This window comes from Streptomyces tuirus, from assembly GCF_014701095.1.
Classification (GTDB): Bacteria; Actinomycetota; Actinomycetes; order Streptomycetales; family Streptomycetaceae; genus Streptomyces; species Streptomyces tuirus.
In genome coordinates, this window is the sequence record NZ_AP023439.1 from 7,359,431 (window position 1) to 7,378,572 (window position 19,142).

General features: G+C 72.7%; 13 protein-coding genes. 7 read left to right on the forward strand and 6 right to left on the reverse strand.

Going from position 1 to position 19,142, the window contains the following annotated elements; genetic code table 11:
- Positions 1 to 152: 152 nt before the first annotated feature.
- Entirely contained in the window at positions 153 to 896 is a 744-nt protein-coding gene (locus IGS69_RS33485) for a YoaK family protein (protein ID WP_190904190.1), read from the reverse strand.
- 387 nt (positions 897 to 1,283) lie between these two features.
- Here IGS69_RS33485 and IGS69_RS33490 point away from each other — a divergent pair, with 387 nt between their 5' ends.
- The 3 genes from IGS69_RS33490 (at position 1,284) to IGS69_RS33500 (ending at position 7,385) form a co-directional block, all read left to right on the forward strand.
- A complete protein-coding gene (locus tag IGS69_RS33490) occupies positions 1,284 to 2,669 on the forward strand; it encodes an MFS transporter (protein WP_190904191.1) in 1,386 nt (461 codons plus the stop codon).
- 266 nt (positions 2,670 to 2,935) lie between these two features.
- A complete protein-coding gene (locus IGS69_RS33495; protein WP_190904192.1) occupies positions 2,936 to 5,011 on the forward strand; it encodes a SpoIIE family protein phosphatase in 2,076 nt (691 codons plus the stop codon).
- A gap of 214 nt (positions 5,012 to 5,225) precedes the next feature.
- Positions 5,226 to 7,385: an ATP-binding SpoIIE family protein phosphatase gene (locus tag IGS69_RS33500; RefSeq protein WP_190904193.1), complete on the forward strand. Its 2,160-nt coding sequence runs from the start codon at positions 5,226 to 5,228 to the stop codon at positions 7,383 to 7,385.
- Between the two features lie 106 nt (positions 7,386 to 7,491).
- On the opposite strand, the gene IGS69_RS33505 is transcribed toward IGS69_RS33500, so the two are convergent.
- From IGS69_RS33505 to IGS69_RS33515, 3 genes are all read right to left on the reverse strand, one after another.
- On the reverse strand, positions 7,492 to 8,679 hold the full coding sequence (locus tag IGS69_RS33505; protein ID WP_190904194.1) for a beta-ketoacyl-[acyl-carrier-protein] synthase family protein: 1,188 nt from the start codon (positions 8,677 to 8,679) through the stop codon (positions 7,492 to 7,494).
- A 225-nt stretch (positions 8,680 to 8,904) separates the two neighbouring features.
- Positions 8,905 to 10,272, reverse strand: a complete 1,368-nt coding sequence (locus IGS69_RS33510; protein WP_190904195.1) for a tryptophanase — start codon at positions 10,270 to 10,272, stop codon at positions 8,905 to 8,907.
- The gene (locus IGS69_RS33515; RefSeq protein WP_190904196.1) at positions 10,272 to 11,447 is read right to left on the reverse strand and encodes a tryptophan dimethylallyltransferase family protein; all 1,176 of its coding nucleotides are present in this window, start codon (positions 11,445 to 11,447) and stop codon (positions 10,272 to 10,274) included. The genes IGS69_RS33510 and IGS69_RS33515 overlap by 1 nt, the downstream gene beginning before the upstream one ends.
- A gap of 163 nt (positions 11,448 to 11,610) precedes the next feature.
- On the opposite strand from IGS69_RS33515, the gene IGS69_RS33520 reads away from it, so the two are divergent.
- The 3 genes from IGS69_RS33520 to IGS69_RS33530 all read left to right on the forward strand — a co-directional run bounded on the left by IGS69_RS33520 (position 11,611) and on the right by IGS69_RS33530 (position 17,294).
- A complete protein-coding gene (locus tag IGS69_RS33520) occupies positions 11,611 to 14,643 on the forward strand; it encodes an AfsR/SARP family transcriptional regulator (protein ID WP_190904197.1) in 3,033 nt (1,010 codons plus the stop codon).
- 126 nt (positions 14,644 to 14,769) lie between these two features.
- The gene (locus IGS69_RS33525) at positions 14,770 to 16,794 is read left to right on the forward strand and encodes a glycosyltransferase family 2 protein (protein WP_190904198.1); all 2,025 of its coding nucleotides are present in this window, start codon (positions 14,770 to 14,772) and stop codon (positions 16,792 to 16,794) included.
- Complete coding sequence (locus IGS69_RS33530; RefSeq protein ID WP_190904199.1) at positions 16,779 to 17,294, forward strand: hypothetical protein; 516 nt, start codon at positions 16,779 to 16,781, stop codon at positions 17,292 to 17,294. Before IGS69_RS33525 ends, IGS69_RS33530 begins: the two co-directional genes overlap by 16 nt.
- 9 nt (positions 17,295 to 17,303) lie before the next feature.
- Here the strand turns inward: IGS69_RS33530 and IGS69_RS33535 are convergent, their stop codons facing one another.
- Both IGS69_RS33535 and IGS69_RS33540 read right to left on the reverse strand, forming a co-directional pair.
- Positions 17,304 to 17,759: an SRPBCC family protein gene (locus tag IGS69_RS33535; protein WP_232543710.1), complete on the reverse strand. Its 456-nt coding sequence runs from the start codon at positions 17,757 to 17,759 to the stop codon at positions 17,304 to 17,306.
- 93 nt (positions 17,760 to 17,852) lie between these two features.
- Positions 17,853 to 18,731, reverse strand: a complete 879-nt coding sequence (locus IGS69_RS33540; RefSeq protein WP_190904201.1) for an NAD-dependent protein deacetylase — start codon at positions 18,729 to 18,731, stop codon at positions 17,853 to 17,855.
- 118 nt (positions 18,732 to 18,849) lie between these two features.
- Here IGS69_RS33540 and IGS69_RS33545 point away from each other — a divergent pair, with 118 nt between their 5' ends.
- Positions 18,850 to 19,128 carry a GlsB/YeaQ/YmgE family stress response membrane protein gene (locus IGS69_RS33545; RefSeq protein ID WP_190904202.1) on the forward strand — a complete coding sequence of 93 codons (279 nt, stop codon included), beginning with the start codon at positions 18,850 to 18,852 and terminating at the stop codon, positions 19,126 to 19,128.
- The last annotated feature ends 14 nt before the right edge of the window (positions 19,129 to 19,142 follow it).

A 19,142-nucleotide genomic window follows, 5' to 3' on the forward strand; every position in this document is an offset into this window, starting at 1 on the left:
GTGCAAGCGCGAACCGCGGCCCACGAACCGGGGCGCTGCGCCTGGCGATCCGACCCGGTTACTGGGCCGCGCGTTCCTCATGCGTCGTGGCGCCCCGCCTCCCGGGTCGGCGGTCACCTCGCCGGAGCACGGCACCTGCCGCCCGGCTGCGCCTACGGTCTGCCCGCAACCGGCTGCCTCTCCCGGGACGGTACGACCGTGCCAACCGCCGCCAGGAGCAGCACCACCGCGGCGATGACGAGGAGCGCCCGGCCGGTGCCCAGCGGCACCAGCAGCAGCGTGCCGAGCACACCGCCGCTGAAGATCCCGCCCACGGTGGCCGTCCAACGGGTCCTGGCCAGGCGCTGCTTCACCGTCATGCCGCGCAGCGCCGCCCGGGGATGTCGCAGCACGTCGTTGATGAGCTCGGCGATGGCCGTCTGGCTCAGCAGCGTCGGCATCCCCGGCACATGGACGCGCAGGACGGTGGAGGCACGCACCCCCATGGCCAGCGCCACCAGCGCGACGACCCCGCGGTCGTCCTGGGCCGGGATGGCCCCGGTGCCGTGTCTCGCCAGGGCCAGTGCGCCGGCGCACAGCAGCAGCACGGCCTCGCAGCCGAGCCCGACCGGGAACCACGACCGTCCGCGCCCCGCGAGCCACGTCAGTACGACGTCCGCGACGGCTGCCCCGGCCATGAACGCGCCGATCGCGACGGCGGGTCGCGCCACCGGAACATCACCCTCCCCGGCGAGCCCGAACGACAGGAAGAGCACGTTGCCGGTCGCCAGCGCGCAGAACACCTTCCCCATGGTCAGGAAGCTCACGGCGTCGACGGCACCGGCCAGCACGGTGAGCACGGTCATGACGGCCACCCGCCGGGCATCGGTCGCGAGGACCGGGGACGCATCGGACATGCGGCCAGTGTGAGCAGCGCCCAGGGCCCGCCACGGCACCGCGGCCGGGACACGCGGCCGATGGCTACGGGCGGGCTACCGGAGTCGCGGGCCGGCTGGAGCGCCCTGCGCCGGGGGGAACCTCATGAGCCCGGTCGGTGAGGCCCGGCGGGCGGGGCCACCTTCCGCCCCGTCCCGCCGACGCCTAGAGTTCCGGCAGAGCGAGTCACCCACGAGGAGCGATCACATGGTCGGTGTCCCGAGCGCGCGTTGACGTCGTCGGCCGTGACCGGCCTGTCATCGCGTGCCGCCCTTGATCTCGCGGCACAGCGAGCCTTCTCCTGCCCGAACCGCCGGCACACCTCCCGTGCGCGCGGTGGCGGGCCTCGTTGTCGCACCACACAAGGGATGCCCGTGCCGTCCGCTTCCTCCGCTGAACCAGATCCCCGCCGGCCTGCCCCGCCCAGCCTGTGGCGAGATGCTGACTTCCGCAGACTCTGGGCGGGGCAGACGGCCTCCCAACTCGGGGAACACGCAAGCCTGGTGGTCCTGCCGCTCCTGGCCGTCCTGACACTCGACGCCGGCGCCGGCGAGCTGGGCGTCCTCCGCGCCGTGGGGCAGGCGCCGATCCTGCTGCTGTCGCTCTTCGCCGGTGCGTGGGTGGACAGATGGCGTACCCGCACGACCATGGTGCTCACGGACGCCGGCCGCGCCCTGGCCCTGGGCGCGGTGGCCGCGGCCGGCCTCTTCGGCCTGCTCGGCATGCCCGGCCTGCTCGCGCTCGCCTTCACCGTCGGGGCCCTGTCCGTGTTCTTCGACGTGGCCTACCAGGCGTCGCTCGTACGGCTGGTGGATCGCCACCACCTGCTGCGGGGCAACAGCGCGCTCGAAGGCAGCCGGTCCGCGGCGCAGATCGGCGGTCCCGCCCTCGGGGGAGCGCTGGTGTCCCTGCTGTCCGCGCCGATCGCCGCCGCCTCCAGCGCGCTGTTCTTCGCGCTGTCCTTCCTGTCGATCCGGCGGATCCGCCGCGCCGAAATGCTGCCCCCGCGCCCGGACGAGCCTCGCACCGGCGACGACCACGGCGGCACGTACCGCATCACCGCCCCGCGGATGTGGCGGCGCATACGTGAGGGCCTGCGCTTCGTCGCCGGCGACTCCGTGCTCCGGGCCGTGTGCCTCGCCTCGGCCGCCTTCCAGTTCTCCTTCGCGGCCATGATGACCGTCTACCTGCTGTTCCTGCCGCGGGAACTGCACCTGTCGGGCACCGTCGTGGGGCTGGCGCTCGCCGCGGCGGGACCGGGAGCGCTCCTGGGCTCGCTGCTGGCGGCCCGACTGCCGGGCCGGTTCGGGTACGGCACGGTCCTCGTGTGCGCGGCGGCGCTCGGCGACGGCGTGTTCCTGTGCGTGCCCGCACTGCACGGCCCCTTCGCGGTGACGGTTCCCGCCCTCCTCGCGGTCGGCTTCGTGTTCGGGTTCGGCGGGCAGCTGGTGAACGTCACGGTCATGGCCGTACGGCAGTCCGTCACTCCCGACGGGCTGCAGGGCCGCGTGGCGGCGACGATCACGTTCGCCGGCATGGGTCCGACCCCGCTCGGCTCCCTGGCCGGTGGACTCCTCGCGGGGGAGTGGGGGCTGCGTACCGGTCTGATGGTGACGGCCGCAGGCATGCTGCTGTCCCCGGTGGTGATGGTCCTTTCCCCGCTCGCCCGTCTGGGACGGGAGCTGCCGGCCCCGCACGGCACGCCACCGGCGGCCGGACGGACACGATCCCCGGACCCCGCCCGGGAAATCTGACCTTCCCGGGCGAAATCGGGACATGTGGAAGGCTGGAGGAGTGAGGACCGACCCAGCGGGCCGGGCACGGCGCGAATCCCGTGCCGGTCGCCCGCGGTCGCGAGGTTCGGCCGAGGCCGCGGCGTTCCCCCGGCGCGTCCCCGGGCCGGACGCAGGCCGCGTACAGCATCGTGAACGGGACGCCGACCCGCAAGGAGACCGCCGTGTGCGGCTGCCCGTGCAGGCCGGTGCGCCGGTCGGGTCGACAGGCCTAAGGGGCGAATGTGATGAGCCGAGCGAATCAGCGTTCGGAGGGTGATCCGGAGGAGGCGGCATCCGGCCCGAGCGGGCTGATGGACCTCCTGGGCGTCGCCGCGGTGCTGGTGGAGGCCGACGGCCGGATCGACATGTGGAGCCCCCAGGCCGAGGAGCTGTTCGGCTACACCTTCGACGAAGCGGTCGGGCAGTACGCGGCCGCCCTGCTGCTCCATCCCGAGCACCAGGAGGCGGGGCTCGCACTGTTCGCCGAGGTGGTGGAGACCGGCCGAGGCTGGGCGGGACCGTTCCCCGTGCGGCGCAAGGACGGCAGCACCCGGACGGTCGAGTTCCGCAACATGCGGCTGACGGACAGCCTCGGCGACCACTACGCGCTCGGGCTGGCCACCGACCGGGCGACCGTGCGGCAGGTGGAGCGCAAGGTGGCCCTGTCCAGCCAGCTGGTCACCCAGGCGCCGATCGGCGTGTCCGTCCTGGACACCGAGTTGCGGTACGTGGCCGTCAACGGAGCCCTGGCCGCGATGCACGGCGTCCCGGAGGCCGAACACCTGGGCCGCCACTTCCGGGACGTCCTGCCCGGGGCGCCCTTCACGAGCGCGGAGAACCGGATGCGGGAGGTCCTGGAGACCGGCCGGCCCCTGGTCGACGCGCAGGTGGTGGGACGCACCCGAGCCGACCCGGACCACGACCACGCCTGGGCGGTGTCGCTCTACCGGCTCGAAGACCAGAGCGGACAGGTGCTGGGCATCGCCAACGTGGCCGTGGACGTCACCGACCGTTACGAGTCGGCCCGGCAGGCCGAACGGGCCCAGCAGCGCCTGCGCCTCATGGCCGACGGTTCGGCCCGTATCGGGACCACCCTCGAAGTGGAGCGGACCGCCCAGGAGCTCGCGGACGTCCTGGTGCCCGACCTGGCCGACATGGTCGCGGTGGACATTCTGGACTCCGTCCTGCGCACGGGCCGCCCGGACCGCGGCGACGGCCCGGCACTCTTCCGCGCCCTGGCGGTGAAAACCGCCTACCCCACCGCCGCCTCCGAGGCGATCATCGCGCCCGGCCACCTCACGGCCTACCACGCCGACCACCCGGCGGCCCACTGCCTGCGCACCCGCAAGCCCCAGCTGATCACCCACCTGGAGCGCGGCGATCTCAGCCGTATCGCGGCCGACGACGCCGCCGCCGGCCTGCTCGCCGAAGCCGGGGTCCACACCGACATGGCCGTCCCCCTCATCGCCCGCGGAGAGATCATCGGAGTGATGGGCCTGGCCCGCGCCCGCAACCCGCAGCCCTTCGACGAGGACGACCTCACCCTCGCCTGCGAGCTGGCCTCGGCCGCCGCGCTGAGCATCGACAACGCCGTCCTGCACCAGCACATCCGCAAGGCCGCCGAAACCCTTCAGCGCAGCCTGCTGCCCCGGCCCTCGCCCCGCCGCCCCGGCCTGCAGATCGCTGCCCGGTACCGGCCCGCGCAGGCCTTCAGCGAGGTCGGCGGCGACTGGTACGACGTCATCCCCCTCAGCGGTGACCGGACCGCCCTGGCGGTGGGCGACGTCATGGGCAGCGGCATCCCGGCTGCCACGACCATGGGCCGGTTGCGCACCGCCACCTCCACCCTCGCCGACCTCGATCTCGCGCCGAACCGGATCCTCACCCACCTCGACAAGATCACGCAGGGCCTGGACCCCTACATCGCCACGTGCGTGTACGCGGTCTACGACCCGCACGACCGCCGCCTGCACCTCTCCTGCGCCGGCCACCTGCCCCCGGTCCTGGTGCGGGCCGGCAGACCACCCGAACTGCTCGACCTGCCCACCGGCACCCCGCTGGGCGTCGGCAGCGGCCCCTTCGAGACCTCATCCGTCGAGATGAACCCCGGCGATCAGCTGGTCCTCTACACCGACGGCCTGGTGGAGACCCGCGACGACCCCATCGACAAGCGCCTGGACCAGCTGCTGCGCCTGCTGGCCCCACCGCACCCGTCCGCGGAGGACACCTGCGACCGGCTGCTCCAGGAGCTTCGCCATCCCGCCGACCACGACGACGTCGCGCTGCTCATCGCACACGCGCAGCCCCTGACCGCACCCTGAGAGGATCCCGGACCCGGGGGCCCGAGCAAGCCCCGGCCGCCACGGGCCCCTCGGCCACGGCACCGGCACCGCCCGCGTCCCTCGCGCTCTCGCTGTGTGGGCGAAGCGGCCCCCGGTGTTATTCAATGAGGTGTGCGGTCAGGGACTCGGGGCCTTACCGCACGGGCCCGAAAACAACCCCGGCACCCACGCCGGGGCTTGCTGAGAGAGCCGCATGGACTCCACACCCTCGCCCTCGTCCTCCTCGGCGTTCGACCTGGTCAGCCGCGCTCTGGGGCGCTACATCCCGCGTGGCGGAGCGGCGGCGCCCGTGAGCACCGCCGAAGAGCAGGGCGACCGCGCCCCCCTGCGGCTCCCCGAGAACCCGGCATCCGGCCGTCAGGAGCAGATCCTCGGCGCGCTCAACCTGGACACGGACCTCATCATCACCCGCTGCAATCTGGACGCGCCCGTGTTCGCGGGGCTGGACGCCGGAGCCGGGAAGCCGTTCGTCGATCTCCTGCCCCCCGGTGACGTGCCGACGGTCACGCGGCGGTTGCACCAGGTCGTCGAGAGCGGTGAGGCGCACGTCGCACGGATCCAGCGGCTGCGCCGGGGCGACGGGTCGGAGCTGGTGGTCTCCATGAGCATCCTGCCCGCCGCGGCACCCGAGAAGGGCCTGACGGTCTCCGTGATCGCCATGGCCAGGAGGCTGCACCTGTACGCCGCCGAGACCGCGATCGGCACCTCGCTGGACATCGGCGAGACGGCCCAGTCGCTGGCGGAGTCCCTGCTGGCCTGGGGTGACGTGGCAGCCGTCGACCTCGACTTCGCCGTGTGGACGGGCGAGGGCGTCACCGGAAAGGCGCAGGGCCGCATCCATCTGCGGCGGGCGGCCCTGGTACCCGACAGGGTGTGGCCCGAGGGGTACACGACTCCGGGCGACGATCTGCCCGGGGACGCCAGTCGGCTGCTGGCGCAGGCGGTACTGCGGGACGACGCCCCGCAGACCATCGTCATACCCGACCGGGAGGCCCTCGAGCGGGTCTTCGACAGCCCACGCGCCGTGCGTGCCCTGGTGCCCGGCGACCGGTCGGCGGGGCTGGCCTGCATCCCCCTGGTCCTGGACGGCGCACCGCCCGTCGTGCTGGGCGTGGCGGAGGTCTGGCGGCGGGCGGACAGCCCCTTCCGCGACGGTGAGCTGTTCGACCTGCAAGAACTGGTGGCCCGGACCGCACACCACGTCGACCTGGCCCGTCAGCACCAGCGTGAGCACACCCAGGTGCTGGCGCTGCAGCGCCGGCTCCTGCCCCGGGCCGGCGGCGACACCATCGACATCGCCAGCGTCTACCAGCCCGCCACCCCTGACAGCGCGGGCGTCGGCGGCGACTGGGTGAACAGCTTCCCGCTGCCCGACGGCCGTACCGCACTGGTCGTCGGCGACGTCGTCGGGCACGGCCTGGGAGCCGCGGCCACCATGGGTCAGCTGAGCATGGAGGCGCGGGCGCTGCTGTCCGCGGGGCTCGCGCCCGACCAGGTGCTGGAGCGCCTGGACGAGACGGTGACGGTGCTGGACGACGCGGAGTCCGGGCTGGCGGCCGGCTACAGCGCCCTCGGTTCGACGTGCTGCATCGCCCTCTACGACCCGGTCGGCCACCATGTGACCCTGTCCAGCGCCGGGCACCTCCCGCCGATCCTGGTCTCCCCGGACGGGCGCGCGGTCCCGCTGTCGCTCCGGCCTCACCCCGGCCTGGGAGCCGAGTTCGCGCTGCGGGAGCCGTTCGATGTGTACACCGTCGGCGTGCCGCCGGGCTCCATGCTCGCCCTCTACACCGACGGCCTGGTGGAGGACCGCGCTCTGTCGATCGACGAGGGCATCGACAGACTGTCGGACCTCGTGTCCACCGTGCACCCCTGGGACTCCCTGCAGCAGACCGCGCGGCAGATCGTTTCCACCCTGGCGCCCGCGCCGCAGCGCGACGACGTGACCCTGCTGCTCGCCCGCATGATCGGCTACCGCAAGGAGGACACGGCGACCTGGCGGCTGCCCGCCCGCAGCGACGCCCCCGCCCGGGCACGCGAGCACGTCGCCGCGCTGCTGAGGCGGTGGGGCACCAGGGACGTCACCCGGGACAACACCCTGCTGCTGGTCAGCGAGCTCGTCACGAACGCGGTGCGCTTCGCCGAGGGGCCCGTCACCGTGCGGCTGATCAGGGCCGGCCACGGCCTGCTGTGCGAGGTGGGCGACAGCGGCAACGGCAGGCCGCGTCTGAGGCGGGCCGATCTGCTCGACAACGGCGGGCGTGGCCTGAACGTCGTGCACCGGCTCACCACCCGGTGGGGGGTGCGGTGGACGGACACCGGGAAGGTCGTCTGGGCGGAAGTCGCGAAGTGACGCGGCTACGCCCCCGGGCCGCGGCCGGCCCGGGGGAGTGCGACGGCCCGGAACGTCTGCTCGTCGCCCTCGCCGGTCCACGGTGCGGACGGCGCCCTCCGGCGCGCTACAGCCACTGCCCTTCCAAGGCAGTGGCGGTGAGTCCCGGAGCCGCCGCGTACAGCACCGCGCGGTTGCCGGGCTTCTGCTGCCCGGCGTCGTGCGCCCGCCGCAGGATGTCGAACACGGCGGCGCCTCCGCGGTTGCCGCTGGTGTAGCTGTCCCGGCTGTAGTCCAACAGCCCCGAGGGCCACGCGCCGGGCATCGTCTGCTCCATGTACTCCAGCACGCGGGTCCCCCCGGGGTGCGCGAGCAGTACGTCGGGGTGCCAGGCGTCGGGGTCGTCCTGGTACCGGGTGCGCAGCCACTCCCACATCGCGGTGACCGTTTCCTGTACGGCACGCGGCCCACGCCGGTCCATCACGAAGTGGGTGCCGTCCTGACGGGTCTCCAGGCGGTGCAGGTCCTGGGTGCCGGGCAGGGTGTGGTGCCAGGCGGCGTCGAGGCGCAGCACCGACTCGGGCCTCGGGCGGCCCGTGACCACCGCCGCGACGGCGGTGTCCGCGAACAGCAGCCGGACGATCAGGGACTCGAGGGTGTCGTCCGCGGGCTGGTAGGTCGTGCTCAGGGCCTCCGAGATGACGACCAGGACCACCCGGTCGGGGTCGGCGGCCACGAGGTCGGCGGCCAGCGCCAGGGAGCGGGTCCCCGCGATGCAGGCCCACTGCGTGGCCGGCAACAGCATCACGTCGTTGCGCAGCGACAGCCTGTTGGCCAGGGACATGTCGAGACCCGGCAGTGCGGGGGTGGTGGAGTGACTGGTGATCAGGCAGTCGACGTCCGCCGGGTCCAGCCCGGCGATCTGCAGGGCACCGCGCGCCGCGTGCTCCCCGTAGGACTGCACGGCCTCCCAGGCGGGTGCGGTGCGTTCCTGCACGGTCTGGGGCGCGGGCACGGTCTCCAGGGCGGCGATCACGCGGTCCACGTCCTGCCGGGTGAACCCGCCCCGGGCCAGCGCCTCTTGGGCCGGCTCTACACCGATCGCCCGCAGGGCGTGGCCCTTGCCGGGAGCGACCGCGGTCTCCAGGGGCAGCATCCACCCGCGGGTCTCTATGCCGGTACTGGCCGCGATGCCGTCGACCCGCGGCGCCCACGGCGCGTCCGGGTGCCGGTCGCTCACCTCCGCCACGATCTGGCTGGTCTTCACGGCATGCTTGCCGTGTATCACGGCAGGCGGGCAGAGGAATGCGGCCATGGTGGAGCACCTTCCGAGGGGCGGGGAGAATGTCACGAGGGCTGTGTCATGGGTCACTTTGCACGTCGTGCCCAAGAGGATGCCAATGGGCCCCACTTCGGGAGCCGACGTCCGGTCCGAGCATGGACGCCAAATGGACATTTCCGCTGTGATGCAGACAACTTAGGCGGACTTTGATGGTGTGACACGGCGCACACCGCCACCTCGGAAGACGTACAACCGCTTTCAGTCCGGTACCGGCTCCAGCTTGCAGCGGAAGTGGCGGAGGAGCGGCGGCTGTTCGACCAGGCGGTAGCCGGGGATCCGTTCCTTGTCCTTGACTGTGGCCGCGAGGACCTCGCCGACGTAGTTCAGGTGCCCGAGACCGTACGTCCTGCGGGGAAGCGCGAGCCGGACCAGCTCGTAGGGCGCCGACGTGACCGGGTCGCCGTTCTCGTCCTCGCTGCCCAGGTAGAGGGAACCCAGCTCCACCGAGCGGATGCCGCCTTCGAGGTAGAGCCGGCAGGCGAGCGCATGGCCCGGAAAGCGGTGGGCGGCGATGTGCGGAAGCAGACGGCCCGCGTTGAGGTAGAGGGCGTGCAGCCCCGGCGGCTCGACGATGGCGACGCCGGCCTCACGGGCCAGGCCGGCCAGGTGCCGGGCGGCGTCGGCGCGGGCCCGGAGGTAGCCGGGTTCGGTGACCTCCGTCAGGCCCTGGGCGACCATGTCCAGATCCCGGCCGGCCAGACCGCCGTAGGTGGGAAAGCCCTCCGTGGCGATGAGCAGCAGCTCGCACCGCTCGGCCAGGGAACGGTCGCGCAGTCCGAGGAAGCCGCCGATGTGGACGATGCCGTCCTTCTTCGCGCTCATCAGGCAGCCGTCGGCCATGCGGAACGCCTGCTCGGCGACCTGTCGTGGACTCATGTCCCGGTAGGCGGCCTCGTGCTGGGTGACCAGCCAGGCGTTCTCGGCGAAGCGCGCGGCGTCGAGGAACAACGGAACCGCGTGCTCCCGGCACAGGGCGGCGGCCCGGGCGAGGTTGTCCATGGAGACGGGCTGGCCGGCTTCGCCGTTGTTGGTCAGCGTCATGATGACCAGGGCGATCCTGGCGGCGTCGGGGCCCCGCAGGGCCTCCTCCAGCCGGTGCAGATCGATGTTGCCCTTGAACGGCTCGTCGCTGTCCAGGTCCCTGGCCTGCGGGCAGGGCAGATCCACCGCCTGACAACCGGTCAGCTCGACGTTGGCGCGCGTGGTGTCGAAGTGGGTGTTGCTGAGCGTGATCCGCCCCGGTGTGAGCAGGGTCGAGAAGAGGATGCGTTCCGCTGCCCGGCCCTGGTGGACGGGCAGGACGCAGGGGTAGGAGGTCAGGTCACGCACCACCTCCTGGAAGTGGTGGAAGGACCGTGATCCGGCGTAGGACTCGTCACCGGCCATGCCCGCGGCCCACTGCGCCGCCGACAGGGCACCCGTGCCGGAGTCCGTGAGCAGGTCGATCGTGACCTCGTCGGACCGCAGTCCGAACAGGTTGTAGTGCACGCGCCGCAGGGCCTGCTCGCGCTGGGCTCGCGTCGTCACCGGAATCGGCTCGACGACCTTGATCCTGTAGGGCTCCACTAGGTCGCCCACCCTTCCTGAACGCGGTTCGCGGCGCGCCGAGGGCGGACCGCGTAGGCCTCCGGCGAGAAGTAGACGTTCACCCGCGGCGGTTGCCAGGTGCTCTGCACGAGGGACACGTACGCGATCAGCCCCACCCCGTCGCGCGGGCGCCGGGACGTCATCGCCGCGCACGCGGAGCCGACGGCGCCGGGATCCATGCCATAGCCCCGCAGCACGGCCGTGGCCCGGTCCCGGGCCACCTCGTCGTCCGGTGCGTAGTCACGGACCGGTACGTGCACGGTGTAGCCACTCGGGTGCGTCCCACCCCGCGCGGTGTAGGACAGGCAGGACACCAGCGGCCGGTGGTCGAAGCGTCCGGGATCGTCCGCGACCACGCGGCAGAACTCGCCCACCCGCTGCGCCGGTTCCCCGGGCAGCAGACGTGCCACCGCGTGCGCCTCCGCGGCGGTGATGCCGTGGTGGGCGACGTAGACCTTCACCCGTGGTGTGTGCCAATTGCCCAGATCGAGCGCGAAGAACAGGATCTCGTCCCTGTCCGGGCCGCGGGGCAAGGCCCGTTCCCGGAGTGCGGGCCATGCCCCGCCGAAGCCGAACCGGTTCAGTGCCTCCTGCGTCACCTGCGCGGACCGCGCCCGCCCGTGGGCCTGTGGATTGACGTACACCTTGACGCCCGCGGGCCGGTCCTGCCGCAGATCCATCGCGCACCACAGCGCGAACCTGCCGTCCATCGCGGGCGGGAAGAACAGGTCCTCGACCCGGCGCACCGGGTCGGTCGAGAAGCCCCGGCGTGCGGCCAGTGCCTCCAGGGCCTGCCGGCCGAGGCGGCCGTTCTCCTCGAGCGTCGTCGCCGAGCAACCGGGCTCGACCAGGAGACGCAGGGCCACCGGACTCCCGGCCGAGAACGCGAGCGAGAACTCCACCGGGGAGTGGTCGTCGCAGACGAACGAGCGTGAGGGCGGGCCGGCCGCGAGGGGGCGGTGGGCCGCGGGACCGAGCAGGTCGAGCAGATCGGTCAGCACGCGACCGGAGCCGTCGGCCGCGAACCCTGCCGCGCCGCACATGCGGCGCGTCTGCCCTCGCACATGCTCGCCCAGGGTCACCGCGGTACGAGGAGGCGGGGACGACGTCAGCCCCGAGACGGAGTGCGGATGCCGGGGGTTGCTCAATTCCATGTGTGGACTCCAGGACCGTGTGCCGTGAACACCGGGCCCACCGTCCCCGCTCCGGTCCTCGCGCCGGTCACCTCCCGGTCACGCGGTGACTACACTGTGTATCCGGGTGGTCACTTCACACGGTGCCGTGGTGGCGGCCCGCGGGCGAGTGACCGGGGGAGCGGTGAGTACGCGGTACGAGTTCAGGGTCCTGGGGCCCCTCGAAGTCCTGCGCGACGGACATCCTGTGCGCATCGACGCGGCAAAGGTCCGGCTGCTGCTGGCGGCACTGCTCGCCGAGGCCAACCAAGTGGTCACCGTGGAGACGCTGGTGAACCGGCTCTGGGGGGAAGACCCGCCCGGCCGCGCGCGCAACACGCTCCAGAACTACGTCCTGCGCCTGCGCCGCGCCCTCGGTTGCCCCGCGGGCGGTGCACCGGTGTTCACCCGCCCCCACGGCTATGTGATCCAGACCGCGCCGGACGCCCTGGACCTGCACCGCTTCACCTCCCTGGTCCGCCAGGGCCGCACCGCTCTGGCGGAAGGCGCGGCGGCACGCGCGGCCCCGCTGCTGGGTGAGGCCCTGGGGCTGTGGCGCGGGGACCCGCTGTCGGACCTGCCCGCGCACCTCGTCCGGGGCATGGTGGCCGCGCTGGACGAACAGCGCCTGGACGCTCTGGAGTTGCGGATCGACGCGGACCTGGCCCTCGGCCGGGCCGCCGACGTCCTGCCGGAACTGCGTGGCCTCATCGGGGAGTACCCGCTGCGTGAACACTTCTGGGCGCAGCGGATGCTGGCGCTCTTCCAGTGCGGACGCCAGGGCGAGGCGCTGGAGAGCTACCGCGAGGTCACCGCGCTGCTCGCCGACGAACTGGGCGTCGCGCCCGGGGCCGGACTCAGACAGGTCCACCAACGGCTGCTGGCAGCCGCCCCGGACCTGGTCGGGGCGCAGGCGGCGAGGGCGACCCCGCCGTCACGGGACGGCGAACTGCCCGTGGAGATCACCACGTTCGTCGGCCGTGAGGCGCAGGTGGCGCAGGTGCGGCGCCTGTTGGGGACCGCCCGGCTCGTCACCCTCACCGGAGTGGGCGGTGTGGGCAAGACGAGGCTGGCTCTGCGGGCCGCCGCCGAGGCGGCACCCTCCTTCGCCGACGGGGTCCGGCTCGCCGACCTCGCCCCGCTCACCGACGCGGCCCTCCTCGACCGGGCCGTGTCGGAGGCGCTCGGCCTGCGCGACCAGTCCGCGCGCCCTGTCGCGGACGCGGTCGCCGACCATCTGCGCGACCGCCGGCTGCTGCTCGTCCTGGACAACTGCGAGCATGTGGTGGAGCACGTCGCGGGGCTCGTGCTGCGGCTGGCGGCTACGGCACCCGGACTGCGCGTCCTGGCCACGAGCCGGCAGCGTCTGGGAACTCCCGGCGAGTACGTACTGACCGTGCCGCCGCTCACCCTGCCCACCGTGGCGGGCACCGCGGGCGGCACCCCCGCCCGCCGGAAGCCCGCGGCCGAGGCCTCAGGTGAGGACGGGGGCATGGCCGCGGCCCCCGTTTCCTCCGACACCGACGACCCGTTGCTGTGCTCCGAAGCCGTGCGGCTCCTCCTGGACCGTGCCGCCGGCTCCGCCCCCGCCTTCCGGCTCACCGCCCGCAACCGTCAGGCGGTGGCCCAGTTGTGCCTGCGGCTGGACGGCATCCCCCTCGCCATCGAACTGGCCGCGGTGCGCCTGAGCGCGATGACGGCCGAGGAGATCCTGGAGCGCCTCGACGACCGGTTCCGCCTGCTGTCCCTGCCGCGGCCGCGCACGTCGGCCCGCGGTCACCACACCCTCAGAGGCATCGTCGACTGGAGCTACGACCTGTGCACCGAAGGCGAACGGCTGCTCTGGAACCGGCTGTCCGTGTTCTCGGGCGGCTTCGACCTGGAAGCGGCGGAAACGGTCTGTGCGGGCGAGGGCGTGCTCCGGGAGGACGTGCTCGACCTGCTGGCCGGGCTCGTCGACAAGTCGATCGTGGCGGTCAACAGTTCCGGTGACCGCGCCAGGTACAGCCTGCTGGAGACCATTCGCCAGTACGGCGGGCAGCGGCTCCAGGAGGAAGGCGGCACGGCACGGGTGCGCGTGCGGCACAGCGCGTTCTACCGGACGACCGCCGTACGAGCCGGCCAGGCTTGGTGCGGGCCGCGTGAAGTCGACTGGCTGGTCCGGCTGCGCACCGACCTGCCCAACCTCCGCACCGCCCTCGACTACTGCGCGAGCCGGCCCGACCTGGCGGATGACGGACTGGAGATCGCGGTCAACCTGGCCCGCACCCGGTGCTGGTTCTTCAGCAGCACGCTGGGGGAGGGCCGGCACTGGCTGGAACGGCTGCTCGCCACGGGGGAGCAACCGGCGGCGCCGGCGGCCACGCGAGCGCCGACGCTGACGGCCGGCGCGCTGGCGATGAAGGCGTGGATCGCGCTCTGCCAGGGTGACAACCCCGCTGCCGAGACGTTCCTTGCCCAATGCCGTGCCGTGGCCCGGGAGCTGCCCGACGGGCCGTCGGCGGCGCCGGTGACGTACATCGAGGGAGCGCACGCCATGCTGGTCTGCGGCGACCCGGCCAGCCGAGCGCTGCTGGCCGAGGCACGGGACCGGTTCCGTGCCGCGGGTCAGGCCGGCGACGCGCACATGGCGACGATGCTGTGGGCCATGGCCGAGGCGTTCTTCGGGACCCGAGCCTCGGCCTCGTCGGCTCGGGACGTGTACGTCGCCGAGGCCGAGGCGAGCGGAGCCGAATGGGCCCGCAGCTGGGCCCAGTGGTGCTCGGGACTCGTGGAGTTGCGGCACGGGGAAGCACAGCGGTCCCTGGCCCCTCTGCAGCGGGCCCTGGCGCGGCAGCGGGCGATCGGGGACAGCTGGGGACCCGTCTGGGGCCTGGAGACACTGGCCTGGGCGGTGGCGGCCACCGGCGACGGCACCCGGGCGGCGTGGCTTCTGGGCGCCGCCCACCGCATGCGTCGGGTCACGGGGGTGGCGCTGATCGGACTGCGCCCGTTCCACGACGCGCACCTCACCGCCGAGCGGCGGGTGCGCGCGTCCCTGGGCGCCGAGGAGTACGCGGCGGCCTGGTCCCGCGGTGCCTGCGCCGAGGACACCCCGGGGCCGGTACCGGAGGAGCGGACGGCACGCGTGCGGTCGACACGCACCCGGACGGGTGGTTCCCACACTCCGACAGCGTAGGAAGGCGCCTCACGCGGGGCGGCGGGAGCGGGCCCGCCGGAAGCTCCATGGAGCCGCGTGTCGCCCGGCCCCGCCAGGAACCGGACTGCCTTCCTCACCGCACCACCCCACGGCCCGGAGCACCCCATGTCCCGTACGACCCCTCCCCGCGTGAGCGTGATCATCCCCGCGTACAACGCGATGCCGGAACTGACGCGCTGCGTCACCTCCGTGATGGAGCAGACGCTCGGTCCCGAGGCGATCGAGATCGTCGCGGTCGACGACGGCTCGACCGACGGCACCGGACAGGAACTGGACCGCCTCGCTCGGACCTGGTCCGGCATGCAGGTCGTCCATCAGCCCAACAGCGGAGGGGCCGGAGTCCCCCGCAACACCGGCCTGGACAGGGCCGTCGGCGACTACGTCTTCTTCCTCGACTCCGACGACTACCTCGGCCCGGACGCCCTGCGCCGGATGGTCGCCATGGCGGACGAGAACCGCACCGACGTGGTCCTCGGCAAGATGGTGTCGGTCGGCGGACGAGCCGTGCCGACCGCGGTCTTCTCGCACAACCAGCCCCGGACCGACGTCTTCTCCTCCGCCGCCTACCGCACCCTGGGCTGCTGGAAGCTGTTCCGGCGCTCGCTGATCGAACGGCTGGACCTGAGGTTCCCGCCGTACCGCAACTGCGAGGACAAGCCGTTCACGGCTGCCGCCTACCTCAACGCCGACGGCATCTCCGTGGTCGCCGACTACGACTGCTACTACTCGCGCAACCGCCAGAACGGCAACAACCTCACCCGCACCGCGGCCGACCTCGTCCACCGCATGGACGGCACCCGGCTGTGCTTCGAAACGGTCGCCCGCTACCTGGAGCCCGGACCGCGACAGGACCGGATCATGCGCCGCCACGTGGAGTGGGAACTGTGCGGGCCGCTGCGTGCGCTGCTGCCCCGCGAGAGCGACCAGCGGGCACGGGAGCACTTCTACCCGCAGTTCCGGCACTGGGCGCGGAACTACGTGAGCGACGGCGTCTTCCAGTCGATCGCCCCGCAGGACCGGCTGATCGTCCACCTCCTGCGCGACGACCGCTTCGAGGACCTCATGACCGTGGTCCGGCACGCCAAGGAGGACGCGGCGCGCGGCCATGTGGTGGACAAGGGCCGCGTCTACTGGGCTCACCCCTTCTTCCGTGACCCCGCGAAGGCGGTCCCGGACATCTGCTTCGACGTCACGAGCCGCATCCCGGTCCCCCACGAACTGGCCGAAGCCGCCTGGACCGGCGACGGCGATGTGCTCCGGCTCGCCGGTCACGCACAGATTGAGTCCCTCGGCCCCCTCCAGTCCGGCACCCGCCTGATCCTGCGCCCGAGTGGCTTCCGGCACCCGGACATCCACGTGCCCGCGACCGTGGGCACGGACCCGCATGACGGCGGGGACGCCGCGACCGGCTTCACGGCCGACGTGGACCTGGACACCGTGGACGCGGGCGCTCCGCTCGGCAGCGGCCGGTGGGACCTCTACCTGGATGTCCGCGCCCAGGGGGTGAGCCGAACCGTGAGGCTCCGGCAAGCCCGGACGGATGCGAACGGCGAGCGGCACGCTCCACCGCAGCGGGACCTGGCCCCCGGCCCCCGGCCCGGGCACGGCCCCACCACCGCACGCCCCTTCTTCACCCCCCACGGCCACCTCTCCCTGGACCTCCGGGAAGCCGAGGTCGCTCCGCTCTGCCGCGTGACCGGGATCGCCTGGGACACCTCCGCGCCCGCCACCCTCGTCGTCGGCGGCCGCCTGACCGACGATGCCGCCGGCCGCCCCGTCACCGCCCTGCGCGCCGAAGAGAACGCGGGCTCGGTGCGCGAGGTACCCCTGCTGTACGCACGCGACGGCAGCCCCGCCTTCACCGCCCGTCTGCCCGTGGGGACGCTGCGACCAGGACGGTGGACGCTGATCCTGCGCACGGACGACCCGGGAAGCCGCATCCCCGTCCCGCCCGCGAGGGCACTGTCCGGCACCCGGTGGTTTCGCGCGTCCCGCCTCGGCCGCCCCTACTACGCCAAGCCGCTCCCGGGCGGCCAGGGGGGAGCCCTGGTGCTGCGCGTGGCACCGGTCAGACTGACGGCGGCGGCCCTCCGCCGCGTGAAGGGCGTCAGCCGGTGGCTGATCCGCTAGCGGATGTGCCGCCCGGCGCGGAGGCCGGTGTACTGGCGGAGCGTCTGAAGGAACGCATCTACGCGACGATCACGATGATCGCCGTGGTGGTCGGTCTGTCCATCGGCGACGTGAGTGCACTCGGCGCCCTCGCCACGGTCCTGACGACCGCTCTGGGTCTCTGGCTCGCGGCGCTCGTCGCCGACCAGCAGGCCCACCGCACCGTCCACCGGCACCTCGCCACCGGCCGTGAGCTGCGCCGCATGCTGTACGTCAGCAGCCCACTGCTGTCCTGCGCCGTGGGCCCGTCCGTGCTGATCGCCCTGGCCGCACTCGACGTCCTGACCCTGCACGCCGCGTTGCCGGCGGCGGCGGGCGTGTGCGTGTTCTCGCTCTTTCTGTGGGGCTGTGTGGGCGGGCTGCGCATGGGAGGCGGCGTCCTGGCGGCTCTGGTGGCGGGCCTGGTGGACGCCGCGATCGGTGTGGCCGTCGCCCTGGTGAAGGCGGCTGCCGGGCACTGACCCGCGGGATCAGTCCCGTTGCGAGGCGAGCAGCTCCCCGAGTTTGCCGAGACCCTGACTCCAGCCTTCCTCGTGGAGGGCCCGCCGCCGCTCCGAGGCGAACTCGCCCTGATCCAGGACGAGTTCGGAGCGCGCGGCGTCGATGTCGTGAAGTGACAGTGTCACCACCGTCTCCCGGTCCTCGGGGTCGGGATCCTCCCAGCGGAAGGTGTACGCCAGGCGTTCCGGGGGCTCGACCTCGAGGAACTCGCCGACCAGGTAGAACAGTTCACCTTCCGGAGGTCGCATCGCGATGCGGTAGGCACCGCCCGGGCGCAGGTCGCTCTCCACACTCGGGATGGTGAACCCGTCCGGCCCCCACCAGCGGGCCAGTTCCCGGGGATCGGTCAGCTCCCGGAACACGGCCGGGCACGATCCGTCCAGGGCGCGCCGCAGACGCACTCTCAGTTCACCGCCACGTGTCATCACGCCCACCTCCCACCGCAAGTGCCAGGAAGGACCGTCACACCCAGTCTATGGTCCGGGGCGGTGGAAAACCGCTGCTGGACGGGATGCTGGTCAGGCGATGCCCAGCCGGTGTGCGACGGTGCCGAGGGCCGTGCCCAGCGGCAGGGAAACCCTGGTGAGGGCGTGCTGATCGCCCCGGGTCTGATCCCGGTTGACGATCAGCACCGGCTTGCCTTCCTGCACCGCCTGGCGGACGAACCGAAGCCCGGACATCACCGTCAGCGACGAGCCGAGGACCAGCACCGAGGTCGCCGCGCGGACCAGCTCACGGCAGTGCGCCACCCGCTGCGGCGGAACGGTTTCGCCGAAGAACACGACGTCCGGTTTGAGTGTGCCGCCGCAGGCCACGCAGGCCACCATGCGGAAGCCCCCGACCTGGTCGTCCGTGAGGTCGGCGTCCCCGTCCGGGTTGATTCCGGCGGCCACGGGTTCGAACGCCGGGTTGGCCTCCTCCAGTCGCAGCGCGAGTTCGTGACGCGGGCTGACGGCCCCGCAGGAGAGGCAGCGGACCCGGGTCAGGGTCCCGTGGAGCTCCACGACGTCCTCACTGCCGGCGGCCTGGTGCAGGCCGTCCACGTTCTGGGTGATGACACCCGAGAGCAGACCGTGCCGCCCGAAGGCCGCCACGGCCTGGTGGCCGGCGTTGGGCCGGGCCCGGCCGAAGGTGCGCCAACCGAGGTGGCTGCGGGCCCAGTACCGTCGCCGGGCCCGGGCGTCGGCGGTGAAGTCCTGGTAGGTCATCGGCGTGTGCCGGCTCAGGCTCCCGCCCTCGCCCCGGTAGTCGGGGATGCCCGATTCCGTGGAGATGCCCGCTCCGCTGAGCACCAGCACTCCGCCGGTGCGCAGCGCGTCGGTGACCGGCTCCAGATCCGTGGTCGCCGGCGGCAGGTCCCCGGCAGGGGTCCAGCTCAGGGTCGGGCGCATGCGCATGTCGTCAGCGTACGGAACAAGGCTGCAGAGCCGATATCGGACGGAGACGTTTGGGCGGGCGGGATCGGCGCACCCGATGACTTAACAGAATCCTTATGCGACGAAGCGGAGACACACCATGGGCATCATTGCTTGGATCATCATCGGGCTCCTCGCCGGCGCGATCGCCAAGGCGCTGATGCCGGGCAAGGACCCGGGCGGCATCATCATCACCATGCTCATCGGCATCGTCGGGGGACTGCTCGGCGGTTGGCTCGGCAAGGTCATCTTCGGTGTGGACTCCATCGACGGGTTCTTCGAGCTCTCCACGTGGATCGCCGCGATCGTCGGCTCCCTTATCCTGCTCGCCCTGTACCGCGTCGTCGCCGGCAACCGACGCTCGCACCGGCACGCCTGACCCGGCGCAGGCAG

Excerpts from the sequence above, each read along its gene's own strand:
- IGS69_RS33485 (WP_190904190.1), bottom strand. The coding sequence starts at position 896 with ATGTCCGATGCGTCCCCGGTCCTCGCGACCGATGCCCGGCGGGTGGCC.
- IGS69_RS33490 (WP_190904191.1), top strand. The coding sequence starts at position 1,284 with ATGCCCGTGCCGTCCGCTTCCTCCGCTGAACCAGATCCCCGCCGGCCT.
- IGS69_RS33495 (WP_190904192.1), top strand. The coding sequence starts at position 2,936 with ATGAGCCGAGCGAATCAGCGTTCGGAGGGTGATCCGGAGGAGGCGGCA.
- IGS69_RS33500 (WP_190904193.1), top strand. The coding sequence starts at position 5,226 with ATGGACTCCACACCCTCGCCCTCGTCCTCCTCGGCGTTCGACCTGGTC.
- IGS69_RS33505 (WP_190904194.1), bottom strand. The coding sequence starts at position 8,679 with ATGGCCGCATTCCTCTGCCCGCCTGCCGTGATACACGGCAAGCATGCC.
- IGS69_RS33515 (WP_190904196.1), bottom strand. The coding sequence starts at position 11,447 with ATGGAATTGAGCAACCCCCGGCATCCGCACTCCGTCTCGGGGCTGACG.
- IGS69_RS33525 (WP_190904198.1), top strand. The coding sequence starts at position 14,770 with ATGTCCCGTACGACCCCTCCCCGCGTGAGCGTGATCATCCCCGCGTAC.
- IGS69_RS33535 (WP_232543710.1), bottom strand. The coding sequence starts at position 17,759 with ATGACACGTGGCGGTGAACTGAGAGTGCGTCTGCGGCGCGCCCTGGAC.
- IGS69_RS33540 (WP_190904201.1), bottom strand. The coding sequence starts at position 18,731 with ATGCGCATGCGCCCGACCCTGAGCTGGACCCCTGCCGGGGACCTGCCG.
- IGS69_RS33545 (WP_190904202.1), top strand. The coding sequence starts at position 18,850 with ATGGGCATCATTGCTTGGATCATCATCGGGCTCCTCGCCGGCGCGATC.